Consider the following 17166-nt stretch of genomic DNA (forward strand, 5'->3'; position numbering starts at 1 on the left):
CGCTGCCAGTAGCAACGGGGTCGAAGCAGACTCGAGGTGTTACTTGATGGCGTCTACTGCAGCCTGAGCCTTCTCGAACAGCGTCGAGGAGATCGGAGCTGAACCAGCGGACTCTGCGGCAGTTGCCTGGCCTTCGTCGCTAATGATGTAGGACATGTAGGCCTTCACCAGGTCAACGTTGTCGCTTGATGCGTACTCGTTGCAACCGATGAGGTAGCTGATCAGAACGACCGGGTAGACACCCGATGCGTCGGAGGCGCGGTCGATCTCTACAGCGAAGTCGGTCTCGCCGCGGTCTGCTGCGAAGGGCGAGGCGTCAACGATTGCTGCTGCAGCTTCAGGCGAGTACGGCACGTACTCGTCGCCGACCTTGACGGCAACGATTCCGAGGTCACCGGCGCGCGATGCGTCGGCGTAGCCGATGGTTCCGGTTCCGTTGGTTACTGCGTCAACGAGACCAGAGGTCTGAGGAGCACCCTCGCCACCGAACTCGGTTGGCCAGGCTTCGATCGATCCGACGGTCCAGACCGACGAAGCTGCAGCCGACAGGTAGTCGGTGAAGTTCGCGGTCGTTCCCGAGTCATCAGCGCGGTGAACTGCGGTGATGCCGAGGTCGGGGAGGTCTACGCCATCGTTCTGGGAGACGATTGCATCGTCGCTCCAGTTGGTGATTTCACCCGTGAAGATGCCGGCGATCGTGTCAGCGTCGAGGTTGAGCGAGTCAATGCCGTCGATGTTGAAGATGATCGCGATGGGGGAGATGTAGGCCGGGATCTCAAGGATGCCGGTGCCGGGTACGCAAGATGCGAAGTTGTCTTCAGCGATTTCTTCGGCGCTGAATGCGCGGTCGGATCCAGCGAACTGGCTTCCGCCACCGATGAACGTGTCGCGTCCTCCACCAGAACCGATGGGGTCGTACTCGACCGTGACGTTCTCGTTGGCCGTCTGGAATCCAGCAACCCAGGCCTCCTGGGCTGACTGCTGCGACGAAGCTCCGGCGCCAACGAGGGTGCCAGTGAGGTCGGACATGTTCTCATCGCTGCTGCCGTCTTCGGCTGCTGTGGCGCAGGAGGAGAGGAGGATCGTGCCTGCGATAGCAATGGCACCGATGGTGCCAAGACGCTTGAAGTTCACAGTTTTCCCTTCGGAATGTTGATTACAGGTTTCAGGTCGGTGCGACCCAAATAGAAAACTTAGGCACGGCAGGTAGCCACCTTCGCCCGGTTAGGTAAACGGGAGGTAAACGCCGAATCAACATGAGAAGGGTGAGCCCCGGTTTCGCGGGGATGACGACGGGGAGGAGCTGTAAATTACTTCATCGCGGCTACGGCGGCCAACGCTTTCTCGTAGAGCGAGTCCGAGATGGGGGCCGAACCGGCAGACGCGGCAGCAGCCTGCTGACCTTCGGGACTGATCACGTAGTTCAAGTAGCCCTTAATGACATCCAGCCGGTCGGTGGCAGCATATTCGTTGCAGGCGATGAGGTAGCTGATGAGCACAACCGGGTACACGCCGCTGGCGGTGGATGCTCGGTCAATGTCGACCGCAAAGTCTGTGTCGCCACGGCCTTCCCCAAACGGCGAGACATCGACAATCGCTGCGGCGGCTTCTGCCGAGTAGGAGACGTACTCGTCACCGACCTTCACGGCGACGGTGCCGAGGTCACCGGCGCGCGAGGCATCGGCGTAGCCAATCGTTCCCGTTCCGTTGGTGACAGCATCCACGACACCGGATGTTTGCGGTGCCGCTTCACCGCCGTACTCGAGCGGCCATTTCTCGATTGAGCCAACCGTCCAGGCGTCGGGTGCTGCGCCAGAGAGATAGTCGGTGAAGTTGGCGGTGGTGCCCGAGTCATCGGCGCGGTGTACGGCGGTGATGTTCAGGCTGGGCAGCTCAACGGTGGGATTTTGCTCGGCGATGGCCGCGTCATCCCACTGATCGATCTCGCCCGTAAAGATGCCAGCGATGGTCTCGGCGTCGAGGTTGAGCGAGTCGATCCCCTCGAGGTTGAAGATGATGGCGATCGGTGAAATATAGGCAGGGATTTCAAGGATGCCGGTGCCGGGCACGCACGAAACGAAGTCGGCTTCGGCGATTTCTTCGACCTTGAATGCGCGGTCGGATGCCGCGAACACTGCGCCACCACCAATGAAGGTGTCGCGTCCTCCTCCGGAGCCGATGGGGTCGTATTCGACCGTTGCCGCCACGTTGGCGAGCTGGAAACCTCGAACCCATGCCTCTTGCGCTGCCTGCTGTGACGAGGCGCCGGCGCCGATGATGGTGCCGGAGGGGCCAGACGCGTCGCTAAGGTCGGTGGGTACACACCCGGTGAGCGCGAGTGCGCTGGTCATCGCGATGATGCTGACGGTGCCGAGGCGGGTGAACTTCACTGGGGTCCCTTCGAGAAAATGACGTGCACGTCATTGTCTCGCGAATTCCCTAGTAATTCACCGCCCGGCAACCTTGATGGCCTGCAGGGTGGGCAGGCTTGACTTAGGACTCGTGGGTCTCCACCGCTACGAGGCGCGGTTTTTTGGCATCGCGGGCGAAGTGCAGCACCGAAAAGTCACCGGTGTTGAGCAGGGCCGCTGCGCGCAACTGGGAGTCGGGCTTTGCCTGGGCGGCTTCGGCGAGCGCCCCCACTATCTGTGGCAATACGGGCCCGTGACTACACATCACAGCCGTCTGCTGCTTCTTGAGTCGCTTGGCGACGAGGGCGGTCACCGCTTTGCCGTTGCTCGCGTAGGCGTCTTGGCTCAGATCATCGGTCGCTTTGATTTCGAGTTCGGTGCGTTGCGCGAGCGGGGTGATTGTGGCGAGGCAGCGCGCTGCGGTGCTGCTCAGGATGCGGTTGGGGGCGAAAGCAGCAATGCTCCCGGCGATGGCGGCAGCCTGGTCTGTTCCGCGGTGCATGAGCGGGCGGGTGGCATCCGGTCCGTCCCAGGTTTCCCCGGGAACGGCTTTGCCGTGGCGAACGGCGATCATCGCAAAGGTGCGCGCGTTACCGGCGTCGTAGACGGACGCGAAGCGATCGAGAATGTCAATGTCGTGCGTGTAGCTGACCTTTTTGCGTGCTTTTGCCAGCGATAACCATTCGAGCGAGGAGATTTCGCCGTTGGGGGTGAACTTGGCGCGCTCAAGAATGTGGTCGTTCACTTCGGCAGCCCAGTAGTGCACATACTTGTCGCGGCCGTTAGCGAGTGTGTAGTGCACGTCGCCGAGTGGCACCCCGAGATCGACGGTTAACCCGGTCTCTTCGAAGATCTCGCGCACAGCGGTCTCCGGCAGCATCTCACCAGGGTCGAGCTTGCCCTTGGGCAGCGAGACGTCCTTGTGAACGGTGCGATGCACGAGCAACACTCGCGGTTTGCCGTCGACAACGCGCCAGCAGACTATGCCTGCGGCGAGGACCGGAGTGTTCGCGGCGCTCACCGGCGAGACCCTCCTCGTTTGCGCTGCGTTATTCGCTTCATAAGAACATTCTGCATGTCATTGAGGGGTTCACCGGTCTCTGAACGGCCGTGGCGCACCCAATCGCCTGCCGCATCGAGCCACCACGAGGAGGTCTCTTCGTCGACGGCGAGGTCGAACATGTACTCGAGTTCCGCGATGTCGTCGGGTTCGACGATGCGCACAAGGGCTTCAACGCGACGGTCGAGGTTGCGGTGCATCATGTCAGAACTGCCGATGTACACCTGAGGGTCTCCGCTGTTGTGGAACGCAAATACTCGCGAGTGCTCCAAGTAGCGACCGAGGACCGAGCGCACCCGAATGTTTTCGCTAAGGCCGGGAACTCCCGCCCGCAGGGAACAAATCCCGCGCACCACGATGTCGATCGGAACGCCAGCATTGCTCGCCCGGTAGAGCGCGTCAATGATCGCCTCATCCACCATCGAGTTCAATTTGATGCGGATGCCTGATGGCAGGCCTTCGCGAGCGTTGGCGGCTTCGTTCTCAATCTGCTTGATGAGGCCCTTGCGCAGATGGCGCGGAGCCACCAGAAGCCGCTTGAACTTCTTTTCGATCGCGTACCCCGAGAGCTCGTTGAAGAGTCTCGTGAGGTCTTTTCCGACTTGATCGTCGGCCGTGAGCAGCCCCAGGTCTTCATAGAGGCGGCTGGTCTTCGGGTTGTAGTTTCCCGTGCCGATGTGGGCGTAGTGACGAAGCTTGCCCTCTTCTTGGCGCACCACGAGCGCTAGCTTGCAGTGGGTTTTGAGGCCGACGAGTCCGTACACGACGTGCACTCCGGCTTTCTCGAGCTTGCGAGCCCACGAGATGTTCGCGGTCTCGTCGAAGCGGGCCTTGATCTCGACAAGTGCCAGAACTGCTTTCCCGGCCTCAGCGGCGTCAATGAGTGCCTCGACGATGGGGCTGTCACCACTCGTGCGATACAGCGTCTGCTTGATGGCCAGCACGTTGGGGTCAGCGGCGGCCTGCTCGAGGAACGCCTGAACGCTCGTGGAGAACGACTCATAGGGGTGGTGCAGCAGGATGTCTTTGCGTGCGATCGCTCGGAAGATATCCGCCCGCTCATTGCCCTCGGTCGGCATGAGGCTGCGACTCGTGATCGGCACGTGGCGCGGATACTTCAGCTTGGGGCGGTCGATGCCGGCGAGCTGAAAGAGTCCGCTGAGATTCAGTGGTGCCGGAAGGCGATAGACCTCTTGCTCGGTGATCTTGAGCTCGCGAACGAGCAGGCCGAGCGTGACGTCATCCATGTCGTCGGTGATTTCGAGCCGGATGGGCGGCCCAAAGCGACGGTTGAGAATCTGCTTCTCGAGCGACTTGATGAGATTCTCCGACTCATCTTCGTCAACGTTGACATCTTCGTTGCGGGTAACGCGAAACTCGTGGTGCGCCAGAATCTCCATACCGGGGAACAGGGCGCCCAGGTGATTGGAGATCAAATCTTCGAGCGGGATATAGCGCAGCTGGTCGCTGCCGTCATCCGGCAATTGGATGAAGCGAGGCAGAACGCTCGGCACTTTCAGGCGCGCGAACTCTTCTTTTTGGGTCTTCGGGTTACGCACTCGAATCGACAGGTTGAGCGAGAGCCCCGAAATGTAGGGGAACGGATGCGCGGGGTCGACCGCCAGCGGCATCAGCACGGGAAAAATCTGATTGGAGAAGATGTCGTGAACGCGCTCGCGGTCTTCCGGCCCGAGGTCGGCCCACGTTTCGATATGGATGCCCTCGGAATCCAGTGCAGGCTTCACACTGTTGCGAAACTCGGCAGCGTGGCGCTCTTGCAGGGCGTGGGCGGCAGCACTCAGTTCTTCGAGAACCTCTGCCGGCGCCCGGCCGGTGTTGCTTGGCACGGCAAGCCCGGTGTCGATACGGCGCTTGAGGCCAGCAACGCGCACCATGAAAAACTCATCGAGGTTGCTCGCAAAGATGGCCAAGAAGTTGGCGCGTTCGAGCAGGGGCAGAGACTCGTCTTCGGCTAGTTCGAGCACGCGCTGGTTGAAGGCTAGCCAGCTCAATTCCCGATCAAGGTAGCGATCGTAAATCAGTGTTCCATCATCAACACTCGACGACTCGTCATTGTCGTACTCGTCAAGCGAGTCCGTTGCAGAGCTCGGGTCGACGATCGCGGTCTCGTTGTCCATCCCCTCATCCTGCCACTGAGTGATGAACAACTGATTAACTCCGCCCACACTGGGAGGCAGTTGATAGCGCTTTGCTAGACAGCGATACTTTGCTGATCGAGGTCGGCGGTGGAGCTAGTAACTACATCTACGGCGGGGGCTTTTTCTGTCTCTTCCGCGATATTGAAGCAGTAACCAACGTTGCGTACGGTGCCGATGAGCGATTCGAGATCCCCGAGCTTGGCGCGCAAGCGACGCACGTGCACGTCTACCGTGCGGGTTCCACCGAAGTAGTCGTAACCCCAGACTTCGCTCAAGAGCTGCTCACGCGTGAAAACATGCGAGGGGTGTGAGGCCAAGAAGCGCAGCAATTCGAACTCTTTGAAGGTGAGGTCGAGAGAGCGGTCGCGCGCCTTCGCCGAGTAGCTGGCTTCGTCGATGACGATTCCGGATGCTCGAATCTTCGAGGCGGAACTCTCACCTTCGCGGCGGGCCAGTGCCAACCGGATGCGAGCATCCACTTCGGCTGGTCCGGCACCTGCAACGAGGAAATCGTCGATGTGCCACTGGTGATTGACTGCCGCCAGGCCGCCGTCGGTGACAATGGCGAACAACGGAACCGCTATTCCGCTGGAATTGAGCACGTTGCACAGCCCTTTGGCTGCCGCAAGATTTGTGGTCGCGTCGACCATGATGAGGTCTGTCGTTGGGGCGGCAACAAGAGTTGCAGGCGCAGCAACGACTACCTCCACCGTATGGCTGAGCAATCCCAGGGCTGGGAGCGGTTCAACGTCGGGCGCAGAGCTAAGCATCAAGATGTGTGCCATATGGCCTCCCCACTGCGTGAAAGAAATTCTAGCGCGTGCTCGCGCTCTCCCTTGACGGGGCCCGGCTTCGCCCATTCGTCGATACGATGGGGAGCATGACTTGGCAAAAGTGGAGCGTCGTGCCCGTATGGGCATTAAGTCTTATCGGTGCCGTCATTATTGGTGTCTTCGAGGCACCGGAGCTGCGGGTGACGTGGCTGGCGATCGTGCTGGCGGCCTGCGTCATTCTTACTTTCGTTATCCAGTTGATAATTCACCGCAAAGAGGGATTCGTGGCGCGAGCCACCGCCAGCATGGTTGGCGCGCTTGTCATCGTCGCGGCCGCTACCGCGATTTTCGCTCTGATTTAGTGCGGTTCGGCTGCACAGGGATAGGATTAGTACATGCTTCTCGCACTTGAGCTCTTCTTCGTCGGCCTTCTCGGTCTCGCGACGCTGTCAATCGGCTACGTGTCGGTTGTCGTTGTCTACAACCTCTTTCGCGGCCAGCGCTAACCGCGCCGCATCGTGATTGAGCTAGACACCTCCGGCCCCGCTGAACTCGCGCCACTTTCGTGGCTCGTTGGACTGTGGGAAGGCACTGGCATCGTCGACTATAAGTTCGGCGAAGAGTCACGCAGCGTCGAATTTGGGCAGCGCATCAGCTTCACTCACGACGGTCTTCCGCACCTCAACTACAACTCGTACACGTGGTTGCTTGACGACAAGCAAACTCCGCACGTCACCGAAACCGGGTACTGGCGACTTCGCCGTCCCGCCACCGAGGGAGACCCCGGTCCCGGCCTGTTGCCCGCGATCGGCGAACGCCCCTACGGCACGGCTGACGACGTCGAAACGCTGCGCACAGCCGACGGCGGCTTCGAAATCGAAGTATCGATCGTGCATCCAAGTGGCATCAACGAGTTTTATATCGGCGAAGTGAAAGGGCCACGCATCGATCTGGCTACCGACGCCGTGATGCGCACCGAAAGCGCCAAAGAGTACACGGCAGCTACTCGCATGTTCGGCCTCGTTGAAGGCCACTTGCTCTGGGCGTGGGATATTGCCGCGCTCGGCCAAGATCTCCGCACGCACGCTTCAGGAAGACTCGCTCGTGTCGAATAATTCCTTTGCGGCTCGGCCCGGCGCGGTCGGAACCCCTCCCGAGCATTACGGAAACCCGTTTGGCGAGCAACGCGCTCTTGTCGAGGGGCGTTCCATTGTCGAGCTTGCCGACCGCGCAGTCATCACGATCACCGGTCCCGACCGGCTCACGTGGCTCGACTCTCTGACGACACAGTCGCTCAAGGGGCTTCAGCCCGGAGAGAGCGCCGAAACGCTGTTGTTGAACCCCAACGGTCGCGTTGAGCACGCCATGCGCCTTGTCGACGATGGCGAGACCGTCTGGTTGCTTGTCGATGGTTCGCAACGCGAGGCGCTCGCCGCCTGGTTCGATCGCATGCGCTTCATGCTGCGCGTCGAAATTGCCGACCGCAGCGACGACTTCATGACGATTGGCAGTTTCGGCACCTCGCTTGAGCTTCCCGTTGCCGTCTCGCGCGACACCGCACTTGACTGGCACGATCCGTGGGCAACCGTGACTCGTGGCGGGCACCAGTACTCCACAACTGATGCGCACCCGGCTGCCACCTGGAACTACCGTGAATCACTCGTCGCAGCCGACGCCGACCTCAGCGGTTTCGCCGCCGCAGGATCGCTCGCCGTCGACGCACTCCGCATTGCTGCCTGGCGCCCGGGCTACAGCTCCGAAGTCGACGACCGTACTATCCCGCACGAACTCGACTGGATGCGCTCCGCCGTGCACCTCAACAAGGGTTGCTACCGCGGGCAAGAGACAGTGGCCAAGGTGCACAACCTTGGGCACCCTCCTCGTCGCCTTGTGATGCTGCACCTCGACGGCTCTGAGGGCGCACTGCCCGAAGCGGGTGCCGAAGTGAAACTGGGCGAAAAGACTGTCGGCAGCGTCACCGCTTCCGCACGACACTTTGAGCTGGGACCCATCGCTCTCGCCGTGATCAAACGGGGAGTGAATGCCGCGGAGACTCTGGCTGTTGCCTCCGACATCGGTGAGATCGCCGCAGCGCAAGAAGTGATCGTTCCGCCTGACGCGGGTGCCGAAGCCAACGTGCCGCGCCTGCCTCGGCTCGGAGCCGTCACTCGCGGCTAGCACCATCCATTCGCTGTCCACAGTCCAGGCGACTCTGAACGTTCATTGCGAGTGACCTGTCATGGATGCACGTAACGTCGCTGTTCTCGGTACTCTTGAGGTATGACTCACACCCTGATTTTGTTGCGCCACGGCAACTCCGAATGGAACCAAAAGAACCTCTTCACCGGATGGGTGGATGTCGGGCTCACCGATCAAGGCCGCACCGAAGCGAACCGCGCAGGCGAGCTCATCGCCGCGTTCGACAAGCAGCCTGACGTTCAGTACACCTCGCTGTTGAAGCGTGCGATCCACACCGCAAACATCGCGTTGCAGGTCGCTGACCTCGACTGGCTGCCCGTGAAGCGCTCATGGCGACTCAATGAACGCCACTACGGTGCTCTGCAAGGTAAAGACAAGGCGCAGACTCTCGAAGAGTTTGGCGAAGAGAAGTTCATGACCTGGCGTCGTAGCTTTGATGTACCGCCGCCCCCGCTCGACGACGATGCTGAGTACAGCCAGGTTCACGACCGCCGCTACGTCGGCATCGACGGTGAGATCCCTCGCACCGAGAGCCTCAAGCTCGTGATCGACCGCATGTTGCCCTACTGGGAGTCGGACATCACCAAGGACCTCGCCGCCGGCAAGACCGTGCTCGTCACTGCCCACGGCAACTCGCTGCGCGCGCTCGTGAAGCACCTCGATGGCATCTCGGATGACGACATCGCGAGCCTCAACATCCCGACCGGTATCCCGTTGGTGTACGAACTCGACGACAACTTCATGCCGATCAAGCCGGCCTACTACCTCGACCCCGAAGCAGCAGCAGCCGGTGCTGCCGCTGTTGCGTCGCAGGGCAAAAAGTAGCCTCAGCCCCACGCACGCTTAACGCACAAAGCCCCGACGAGAACGAATCTCGTCGGGGCTTTGTCGCGGAGTGACGGGGTTAGTCGTCTGTCGGAACCCAGTCGCCGGTAGCAAGGTACTGAACCTTCTTGGCGATGGAGACCGCGTGGTCTGCGAAGCGCTCGTGGTAGCGAGACGCCAGAGTGGCATCGACGGTATCAACCGCTGCGCCCTTCCACGTCTCACCGAGCACCTTGTCGAAGACGCTCAAGTGCAGCGCGTCGATCTTGTCGTCGTCGTTGCGAATCTCTTCAGCAACGCGCACGTCTTCATGCTTGAGCAGCTCGACCAGCTTGTTGGCGACCGCGACATCGAGTGCACCGAGTTCTGCGAAGGTTCCTCGCAGCGACTTCGGCACAACCTTGTCGGGGAAGCGGTAACGCGCAAGCTGAGCAATGTGCTCAGCCATGTCACCCATGCGCTCGAGTGAAGCGCTGATGCGCAGGGCGCTCACTACAATCCTCAAGTCGCGGGCGACTGGTTGTTGACGAGCGAGGATATTGATCGCAAGCTCATCGAGTTCGGCTGCCGCCGCATCAATCTGGTCGTCGTCTGCGATCACTGTTTCTGCCAGTGATACATCCGACTCATTAAATGCTTTTGTGGCGTTGTCGATCGACACCGCCACCAGGCTGGCAATTTCCACGAGGCGATCTTGCACCTCGCGTAGTTCTTGTTGAAATACTTCGCGCACGCTATCTACGTCCCTTCGATACGGGCATGACGAAGCCCGCACGGCTTAGGCCACCCTGCCCGCGTCAGGTTAACAGCAGGTGTTGGCGGCCTGAACTTTATCTGAAGTGAGCCCCCGTCGCGAACTTGCGGCAAGTGAACGCCTCAGATGTAACTAACCTAGTGGCTATGGACTCTGCGTGGCTCGTGCCGGCCGCCCTCGCTTTCGGGGTATTTCTTGGCAGCGGTATGTCCTTCATCATTTATGCGGCCGCTAAACGCGGTCAGCGGGCTGCCCACGTGGTGTCTTCTGCGGTGCCGGATGGCGTCGATCAGGTCATTGATGCGCTCGAATCCGCGGGTATCGTGCTCGATCCGTCGAACAACATCATGAAGGCGTCTAATGCGGCGCTGACCTACGGTCTCGTCTGGAATCACGCGCTCGTTCATCCCGAGCTTGTGGAGTTCGTCGACCAGGTTCGCCGCACTGGGGTGCCCATTGCGCAAGAAGTTCACGTTTCTCGTGGCCCCTTCGGCGACGCGAACATTTATCTTTTCGTTCGTGTTGCTCGCTTGGGCACGCGATACGTTTTACTGTTGGCCGAAGATCGCACCGAGTCGTACCGGCTCGACGAGGTACGGCGCGACTTCGTCGCCAACATTAGCCACGAGCTGAAGACCCCGATCGGCGCTGTTGGATTGCTGGCAGAAGCGCTCGTGAGCGCTTCTGATGAACCGGATCAAGTGAAGCGATTCGCAAAACGGCTCACCAAGGAGTCGCATCGTCTCGCTCGCATCACGCAAGAGATCATCGAACTTTCACGACTGCAGTCTGCTGACGGGCTTGCCAAGGCGGCTCCTGTCGACATCGACACCGTCGTGTCAATCGCGATCGATCAGAACCGTGCGGTGGCGGAGTTCAACAAGGTCACGCTCGTGAGTGGCGGGCTGACCGGGTTCGAGACGTTCGGCGATGAAACCCTTCTTGTGCTCGCCCTCGACAACCTCATCTCTAATGCCGTGCAGTACTCGCCCGAGAACACTCGAGTCGGCATTGGGGTAAGGCACCGTGACGGTGCCGTCGAAATTTCCGTCACTGACCAGGGCGTCGGAATTCCGGAAGAGGAACTCGACCGTGTCTTCGAACGCTTCTATCGCAGTGACCCCGCCCGCAGCAGGCACACGGGCGGTAGTGGGCTTGGCCTCAGCATCGCTAAACACGTTGTGCAGAACCACGGTGGCGACATCCGTGTGTGGTCACAGCTTGGCCACGGTTCAACTTTCACGATTCGCCTACCCGAGATCGATCCCGACGTAATTAACGCAACAGGAGAAAAACAATGACTCGCATTTTGATCGTCGAGGACGAACCGTCGTTGAGCGAGCCCCTTGCGTTTCTTCTTGAGCGCGAAGGCTACGAAACAACCATCGCCGAAGATGGACTTGCCGGCCTCGCGGAATTCGACCGCAATGGTGCCGATCTGATCCTGCTCGACCTCATGTTGCCTGGACTTGCCGGCACTGAGGTTTGTCGCGAGATTCGCACGCGTTCCAGCGTTCCGATCATCATGCTCACGGCCAAAGACAGCGAAGTGGATATCGTGGTCGGTCTCGAGCTGGGAGCGGACGACTACGTAACGAAGCCGTATTCGAGCCGCGAGCTCTTGGCCCGCATCCGTGCTGTTTCTCGCCGTCGTGCGGAAGACATCGACGACACCGATTCGGTTCTTGAAGCCGGGGGAGTTCGCATGGATGTCGAGCGCCACACGGTGTCGGTGGATGGCAAAGATGTCACTATGCCCCTGAAGGAATTTGAACTGCTCGAGCTCTTGTTGCGCAACGGCGGTCGCGTACTGACGCGCGGCCAGTTGATCGATCGAGTGTGGGGTGCTGATTACTTCGGCGATACGAAGACGCTTGATGTGCACATTAAGCGCATCCGCTCGAAGATCGAGAAGACGCCGTCTCAGCCGACGATGCTCGTGACGGTTCGCGGTCTCGGGTACCGCTTCGAAGACTAGAGATCAGCGGGGGTGCATGCCGGACTCGCTGAGCCGGTGTGCACCGCTAGGCGCCCCTCTGTGTCGCTGGGGTGAACGAACGCTAGTGCGGGCTATTCGCCGAGCGCGCTTGCCGGAGCGAGGTCGCTGTAGATCGGGTTGTCGCCGGAGATGACCGGAACGAGAAGTTCCTGGCCGCCCTCGTCGCCGAACTGCATGTAGATCGGGAAAAGCGCGCCAGCCTTGACGCCGGCATCGGTGATGACGATCGTGTCGCCGTCTACCTCGGTGCCGTAGGTCTTGACTGCGTTGGAGGTGATCGGCTTCGAGATGTCGATGCGTTCACCGTCGGCCGATTCGTACTGAAGGCGCAGGCTGCCGCTCGTGGTGGTCGTGTTGACGACCGTGATCATGAGGCTTACAGCGCTGTTGTCGTCGTTGCTGATGGCAAGAACGTTGCGCACCTTGACGTCGCCAACCTCGGCCCCGATGCCGTCGCTGGGGTCATAGTGGTTCAATGTCGCCGTAGGCGTGATGAACGAACAACCGGCGGTGCCCACTAGGAGAGCGCCGGCAATAAGGGCGGAGGCTGCAGCGCGTGCTGCGCGAGTGCGTACTGTCACAGATCCATACTATAGATAGCCGAGCCGAGGGGTTTACTTAGGCAAGCCTTACCATGTGTTTACTGTGATAAACTGGGTTTTCTTCGAGAGGACCACTATTCATGTTGTTTGAGGTCGGCGAGACAGTCGTTTATCCCCACCACGGTGCTGCAACCATCACCGAGGTTAAGAAGCGCACCATCAAGGGTGAAGAGAAAGTTTATCTAAAGCTCAATGTAACCCAGGGTGATCTCACCATCGAAGTGCCTGCAGAGAATGTTGATCTCGTGGGTGTTCGCGACGTTATCGGTCGCGAGGGACTCGACGCAGTATTCGAAGTGCTCCGCGCGCCGTTTACTGAAGAGCCCACCAACTGGTCGCGCCGCTATAAGGCCAACCTGGAGAAGCTTGCTTCTGGCGATGTCATCAAGGTTTCCGAAGTTGTTCGCGACCTGTGGCGCCGTGACCAAGACCGCGGGCTTTCAGCCGGCGAGAAGCGCATGCTTGCCAAGGCACGTCAGATTCTTATCTCCGAGCTCGCTCTTGCTGAGAAGACTGACGAAGACAAGGCATCGCTGGTTCTCGACGAGGTTCTGGCTTCCTAAGCCTCGAATAGCTGGCCGTATTCACAGGTGAGCATGGGTAGGCTGATTCGCTACGTCTTTCTGGCGGAGGAGTATTTCCTCGCCCATCGATTTGGAGATACCCGCCCCCTATGACTCAACAGAATGCTCCGCGCATTGCAGTAATCCTGCTCGGCGCCGGAAACGGTACCCGCCTCGGCCGCAACGAGCCAAAAGCTTTCGTTCATCTCGCTGGCCGTCCGACCCTGAGCCGTGCTCTTGAATCCGTGTTCGCCATGGTCGATCCGATTCAAGTCATCATCACGGTGCCTAAGTCGTACGCTCCCATCGCCAAGCAGCTTGCGCGCTCGGTTCCGGGCGGTCGCGACCACGAGCCAACGATTATTGTCGGTGGCGCTACTCGCCAAGAGTCCGTGGCAGCCGCGCTCGACTTCCTCGAGCCCAGCGTCGATGTTGTTCTCGTGCACGATGCCGCGCGCCCGCTGACCCCGAGCGTTGTCTTCGACTCTGTTGCTGCTGAAGTTCGCAGCTCCGGCGCTGGCGTTGTTCCCGGCCTGCCGGTTGCTGACACCATCAAGCGCACGGATGACAGCGGCCTGATTGTTGAGACTGTTGATCGCTCGGTGCTCATGGCCGTCCAGACCCCACAGGGCTTTCCCCGCGACCAGCTCGTCGCGTCGCACGCCGCTGCTCAAGAAGAGCACACCGATGATTCAGCTCTGGTAGCCGCCGCCGGGTATCCCGTCTCGATCATTGCTGGCGACCCTCTCGCGTTCAAGATCACCACGGCGTGGGAGCTTCGTCGCGCCGAACAGCTGTTCACCGAATCCGCGGCCACCGGCATCCGGGTCGGCACGGGCACCGATGTGCACGCCTACGACGAGACCAAACCGCTCTGGCTTGCGGGTCTTCACTGGCCAGACGAGGTCGGCCTTCGCGGTCACAGCGATGGTGACGTGGTTGCACACGCAATCTGCGACGCAATGTTGTCCGCAGCAAAGCTCGGTGACCTCGGCAGCGTCTTCGGCACGAGCGATCCCAAATTCGAAGACGCTCACGGTGATGTGTTCCTGCGTGAAACTCTCTTCCTCCTTCGGGATGCGGGTTTCGAGGTCGGCAACGTTTCCGTTCAGCTCATTGGCAATCACCCGATGGTGTCGCGCCGCCGCGTTGAGGCAGAGGAGTTCCTCAGCGGAATCCTTGGTGCTTCGGTGAGTATCGCTGGCACGACATCCGATGCTCTCGGCTTTACGGGCCGCGGCGAAGGAATGGCGGCGATCGCTACAGCGCTCGTGCACGTGCGCACCGTCGCCGAAGCGGCACACAGCAAGGGCTAGCTTCCCGCGTCACCCCTGGCGCTGGACTCTTTCTGGGTCCCGTCGCTTTGTCGTCGTTTTTCGAGCCTCGTTGCGCGAGTTCTAGCGGTATGGGGCGCACTGTCGCGCCCTCGGGCAGAATCTGAGCGGTATTTTTTTTCGGTTCTGCCTTGGTTCATTGCTTGTCGGACTGCTATACCTGTTATTACACGACTGTGAGCCCAATGCTCACATATGTGCAAATGCAGTACCAGGGTCGATGGGGACACGCACCTCACGTCTACGCCGCCGGCCCTGACAGGCGCCGACAACGAAGTTGCGGCTGGAGAAAGGTGTGAGATGCAATCTGTTCTGGACACGATAATCTGGGCGGCTGATTCGCCGCCAGTGCCGGCCAGCGACAACCCGTTCATTCAGGCCCTTACGTGGGGTGCAACGCACTTCATCGGCCTCTTCAACGCTTCGGGCGAAGCCCTTGTCGGTTTGGCTACCGGCATCCTGCCGACACTGATCGTGCTCCTCACGTTCATGTACGCGATCACCACCTGGGTGGGCGAAGCGCGCATGACTCGTGCGGTGCAGTGGTCAGCTCGTTGGGCCATCACTCGCTACACGCTCATGCCCATCATCGCGGTCATTGTGTTGACCAACCCGATGGCGTACTCCTTCGGCATCTATCTACCCGAACGACAGAAGCCGGCGTTCTACGACTCAGCAGTATCGTTTGTGCACCCCGTAACGGCCTTCTTCCCGCACGCTAACGCTGGCGAGATCTTCGTCTGGGCTGGTGTCTCGGCTGGAGTGCTCTCCATCGCTCCTGAAAAGTACCCGCTGCTCGCGCTGCTGTACTTCGGAACCGGCATCGTCGTTATCTTCATTCGTGGCATCGTCACCGAATGGATCACGAACCTGCTCATCCGTCGTCAGGGTCTGACCGCCGTCTTCGACGAGTACGACCGCGAATTTGCTTTGGCCAGCGAACGCTTCATCGAGGCAAAGTCGACCAAGAAAACCGGATCCTCGGTTGCCACTGAAGGGACGGTGTGATCATGACTGAGAACACCTACAACAAAGTATTCGTCAAGCCAGGCAACGGCGGCTGGGGCAAGGGCCTCCTGCTCGAGCCCAGCGAGACCAAGAACGTCGTTCTCTCGGTTACCGGTGGCGGAATCCACCCGGTCGCCGCTCGCATCGCTGAACTGACTGGCGCAGAAGCTGTGGATGGCTTCACCAACAGCATTCCCGAAGAGCGCGTTGTCGCTGTCGTGATCAACTGTGGTGGAACCGCTCGCATCGGCGTTTACCCCAAGAAGCGCATGATGACAGTGGATGTTTTCCCGGGGGAGCCATCGGGCCCCCTCGCGAAGTACATCACCGACGATGTCTTCGTCTCTGCAGTAGGAACCGAAGATGTTGAACTGGCCGGAGGCTCAGCAGCGTTCGCAACTCACGCTGCTGAAGCGGCTGCAGCATCCGAAGCCGCAATTGGCAGCCCCGCACCGTCGGGAGCGTTCGGTACAAGCAACGTGACGCACTTCACGGCCGAGACCACAACCGGTGGCGGTTTCATCGGTTTCTTCTCGAACATCGCTACACGCTTTGGTTCGGTCATCGGAAACATCATCAACACGCTCCTGTCGTCTGGTCGCCAGACTGTTCAGCTCGTGCTGCAGACGATCCTCCCGTTCATGGCGTACGTGAGCCTCTTGATCGGTTTCGTCACCTACTCGGGACTGTCGGACCTCATTGCGCAGGCAGTGACTCCGCTGGCCTCGAACCCGATCGGCCTCATCCTCCTTGGGGTGATCACGGGACTACCGTTCCTGTCGCCCATCCTGGGACCGGGTGCGGCTATCGCTCAGGTCGTCGGTGTACTCATGGGTACACAGATCGCCGCTGGCGCTCTGCCCGTGCAGTACGCACTGCCGACGCTGTTCGCCATCAACGGTCAGGTTGGTTGTGACTTCGTTCCCGTGGGTCTTGCCCTCGGAGAAGCCAAGCCAGAGACGGTCGCAGTGGGTGTTCCCGCTGTACTCTTCTCTCGCCTGATCACATCGCCGCTGGCAGTCTTGATCGCGTGGGGCGCAAGCTTCGCACTGATCTAACCAGCACAACCACCACACGTAACAGCAGAGAAAAGCGAGACAGCAATGACTACCTACTACCGCAGCGAGGTCACGTCCATCGGAACGGACGCCACCGAAATGTTCGAAGGAGGAGTGGTGATCTTCTTCGGAGAACCCTGCCCCACCGAACTGGCTGAGGTAAGCGTGGTCCACACTGTCGCGCACCACCACCCGCAGCGCGACCCCCAGCCGGGAGACGTGCTGCGGGTGGGGGGCTCTGAAGTCACCATTACGGAGGTCGGCGAAATTGCCGGACACAACCTCCGCACGCTTGGCCACTTCGTGGTCTACAGCGACCCAGAAGACAGCCAGAAAGTTCTCCCCGGCGCCATTCACGCGAAGGGCACACTCTCGTTGCCCAACGCGGGCGTCACCATTGAGCTCATCGAAGGTAGTTGAC

At 60.2% G+C, this 17166-nt stretch carries 18 protein-coding genes; 11 read left to right on the top strand and 7 right to left on the bottom strand.

Annotated elements, in window-relative coordinates; genetic code table 11:
- Positions 1 to 39: 39 nt before the first annotated feature.
- From I6E51_RS04380 to I6E51_RS04400, 5 genes are all read right to left on the bottom strand, one after another.
- Positions 40 to 1134 (bottom strand): phosphate ABC transporter substrate-binding protein PstS, encoded by a 1095-nt coding sequence (locus I6E51_RS04380; protein WP_197106323.1) that lies wholly within the window; start codon positions 1132 to 1134, stop codon positions 40 to 42.
- 176 nt (positions 1135 to 1310) lie between these two features.
- Positions 1311 to 2390, bottom strand: coding sequence for a phosphate ABC transporter substrate-binding protein PstS (locus I6E51_RS04385; protein WP_197109547.1), 1080 nt, complete (start codon positions 2388 to 2390; stop codon positions 1311 to 1313).
- A gap of 103 nt (positions 2391 to 2493) precedes the next feature.
- Positions 2494 to 3432, bottom strand: coding sequence for an NUDIX domain-containing protein (locus tag I6E51_RS14500; RefSeq protein ID WP_197109548.1), 939 nt, complete (start codon positions 3430 to 3432; stop codon positions 2494 to 2496).
- Positions 3429 to 5609, bottom strand: a complete 2181-nt coding sequence (locus tag I6E51_RS04395) for an RNA degradosome polyphosphate kinase (RefSeq protein ID WP_197106320.1) — start codon at positions 5607 to 5609, stop codon at positions 3429 to 3431. Before I6E51_RS04395 ends, I6E51_RS14500 begins: the two co-directional genes overlap by 4 nt.
- A 74-nt stretch (positions 5610 to 5683) precedes the next feature.
- Positions 5684 to 6415 (bottom strand): response regulator transcription factor, encoded by a 732-nt coding sequence (locus I6E51_RS04400; RefSeq protein WP_197106319.1) that lies wholly within the window; start codon positions 6413 to 6415, stop codon positions 5684 to 5686.
- A gap of 95 nt (positions 6416 to 6510) precedes the next feature.
- On the opposite strand from I6E51_RS04400, the gene I6E51_RS04405 reads away from it, so the two are divergent.
- The 4 genes from I6E51_RS04405 to I6E51_RS04420 all read left to right on the top strand — a co-directional run bounded on the left by I6E51_RS04405 (position 6511) and on the right by I6E51_RS04420 (position 9427).
- Complete coding sequence (locus tag I6E51_RS04405) at positions 6511 to 6765, top strand: hypothetical protein (protein ID WP_197106318.1); 255 nt, start codon at positions 6511 to 6513, stop codon at positions 6763 to 6765.
- A gap of 156 nt (positions 6766 to 6921) precedes the next feature.
- Positions 6922 to 7518 carry an FABP family protein gene (locus I6E51_RS04410; protein WP_197109549.1) on the top strand — a complete coding sequence of 199 codons (597 nt, stop codon included), beginning with the start codon at positions 6922 to 6924 and terminating at the stop codon, positions 7516 to 7518.
- Complete coding sequence (locus I6E51_RS04415) at positions 7508 to 8581, top strand: folate-binding protein YgfZ (RefSeq protein ID WP_197109550.1); 1074 nt, start codon at positions 7508 to 7510, stop codon at positions 8579 to 8581. Before I6E51_RS04410 ends, I6E51_RS04415 begins: the two co-directional genes overlap by 11 nt.
- A gap of 102 nt (positions 8582 to 8683) precedes the next feature.
- Entirely contained in the window at positions 8684 to 9427 is a 744-nt protein-coding gene (locus I6E51_RS04420) for a phosphoglyceromutase (RefSeq protein ID WP_197106315.1), read from the top strand.
- 79 nt (positions 9428 to 9506) lie between these two features.
- Here I6E51_RS04420 and phoU read toward each other — a convergent pair whose 3' ends face one another.
- Complete coding sequence (gene phoU / locus I6E51_RS04425) at positions 9507 to 10160, bottom strand: phosphate signaling complex protein PhoU (protein ID WP_197106314.1); 654 nt, start codon at positions 10158 to 10160, stop codon at positions 9507 to 9509.
- Between the two features lie 167 nt (positions 10161 to 10327).
- Between phoU and I6E51_RS04430 the strand changes: the two genes are divergently transcribed.
- Positions 10328 to 11482, top strand: a complete 1155-nt coding sequence (locus I6E51_RS04430) for a cell wall metabolism sensor histidine kinase WalK (protein WP_197106313.1) — start codon at positions 10328 to 10330, stop codon at positions 11480 to 11482.
- Positions 11479 to 12159 (top strand): response regulator transcription factor, encoded by a 681-nt coding sequence (locus I6E51_RS04435; RefSeq protein ID WP_197106312.1) that lies wholly within the window; start codon positions 11479 to 11481, stop codon positions 12157 to 12159. The genes I6E51_RS04430 and I6E51_RS04435 overlap by 4 nt, the downstream gene beginning before the upstream one ends.
- 92 nt (positions 12160 to 12251) lie before the next feature.
- Here the strand turns inward: I6E51_RS04435 and I6E51_RS04440 are convergent, their stop codons facing one another.
- Entirely contained in the window at positions 12252 to 12761 is a 510-nt protein-coding gene (locus tag I6E51_RS04440; protein ID WP_197106311.1) for a hypothetical protein, read from the bottom strand.
- Between the two features lie 101 nt (positions 12762 to 12862).
- Here I6E51_RS04440 and I6E51_RS04445 point away from each other — a divergent pair, with 101 nt between their 5' ends.
- The 5 genes from I6E51_RS04445 to I6E51_RS04465 all read left to right on the top strand — a co-directional run bounded on the left by I6E51_RS04445 (position 12863) and on the right by I6E51_RS04465 (position 17165).
- On the top strand, positions 12863 to 13345 hold the full coding sequence (locus I6E51_RS04445; protein WP_129072070.1) for a CarD family transcriptional regulator: 483 nt from the start codon (positions 12863 to 12865) through the stop codon (positions 13343 to 13345).
- A gap of 110 nt (positions 13346 to 13455) precedes the next feature.
- Complete coding sequence (gene ispD, locus I6E51_RS04450; RefSeq protein ID WP_197106310.1) at positions 13456 to 14661, top strand: 2-C-methyl-D-erythritol 4-phosphate cytidylyltransferase; 1206 nt, start codon at positions 13456 to 13458, stop codon at positions 14659 to 14661.
- A gap of 318 nt (positions 14662 to 14979) precedes the next feature.
- Positions 14980 to 15687: a PTS glucitol/sorbitol transporter subunit IIC gene (locus I6E51_RS04455; RefSeq protein WP_197106309.1), complete on the top strand. Its 708-nt coding sequence runs from the start codon at positions 14980 to 14982 to the stop codon at positions 15685 to 15687.
- Positions 15688 to 15689: 2 nt separating this feature from the next.
- Positions 15690 to 16745 carry a PTS glucitol/sorbitol transporter subunit IIB gene (locus I6E51_RS04460; RefSeq protein WP_197106308.1) on the top strand — a complete coding sequence of 352 codons (1056 nt, stop codon included), beginning with the start codon at positions 15690 to 15692 and terminating at the stop codon, positions 16743 to 16745.
- 45 nt (positions 16746 to 16790) lie between these two features.
- Positions 16791 to 17165: a PTS glucitol/sorbitol transporter subunit IIA gene (locus I6E51_RS04465; RefSeq protein WP_197109551.1), complete on the top strand. Its 375-nt coding sequence runs from the start codon at positions 16791 to 16793 to the stop codon at positions 17163 to 17165.
- Position 17166: the final 1 nt, after the last annotated feature.

The sequence above is a fragment of the Salinibacterium sp. NSLL17 genome (genome assembly GCF_015864935.1).
Lineage (GTDB): Bacteria > Actinomycetota > Actinomycetes > Actinomycetales > Microbacteriaceae > Rhodoglobus.

What these genes read in the sequence shown, in the direction of transcription:
- I6E51_RS04465 (WP_197109551.1), top strand. Translation starts at nt 16,791, where the DNA reads ATGACTACCTACTACCGCAGCGAGGTCACGTCCATCGGAACGGACGCC.
- I6E51_RS04460 (WP_197106308.1), top strand. Translation starts at nt 15,690, where the DNA reads ATGACTGAGAACACCTACAACAAAGTATTCGTCAAGCCAGGCAACGGC.
- ispD (WP_197106310.1), top strand. Translation starts at nt 13,456, where the DNA reads ATGACTCAACAGAATGCTCCGCGCATTGCAGTAATCCTGCTCGGCGCC.
- I6E51_RS04455 (WP_197106309.1), top strand. Translation starts at nt 14,980, where the DNA reads ATGCAATCTGTTCTGGACACGATAATCTGGGCGGCTGATTCGCCGCCA.
- I6E51_RS04405 (WP_197106318.1), top strand. Translation starts at nt 6,511, where the DNA reads ATGACTTGGCAAAAGTGGAGCGTCGTGCCCGTATGGGCATTAAGTCTT.
- I6E51_RS04435 (WP_197106312.1), top strand. Translation starts at nt 11,479, where the DNA reads ATGACTCGCATTTTGATCGTCGAGGACGAACCGTCGTTGAGCGAGCCC.
- I6E51_RS04430 (WP_197106313.1), top strand. Translation starts at nt 10,328, where the DNA reads ATGGACTCTGCGTGGCTCGTGCCGGCCGCCCTCGCTTTCGGGGTATTT.
- I6E51_RS04445 (WP_129072070.1), top strand. Translation starts at nt 12,863, where the DNA reads ATGTTGTTTGAGGTCGGCGAGACAGTCGTTTATCCCCACCACGGTGCT.
- I6E51_RS04395 (WP_197106320.1), bottom strand. Translation starts at nt 5,609, where the DNA reads ATGGACAACGAGACCGCGATCGTCGACCCGAGCTCTGCAACGGACTCG.
- I6E51_RS04420 (WP_197106315.1), top strand. Translation starts at nt 8,684, where the DNA reads ATGACTCACACCCTGATTTTGTTGCGCCACGGCAACTCCGAATGGAAC.
- I6E51_RS04400 (WP_197106319.1), bottom strand. Translation starts at nt 6,415, where the DNA reads ATGGCACACATCTTGATGCTTAGCTCTGCGCCCGACGTTGAACCGCTC.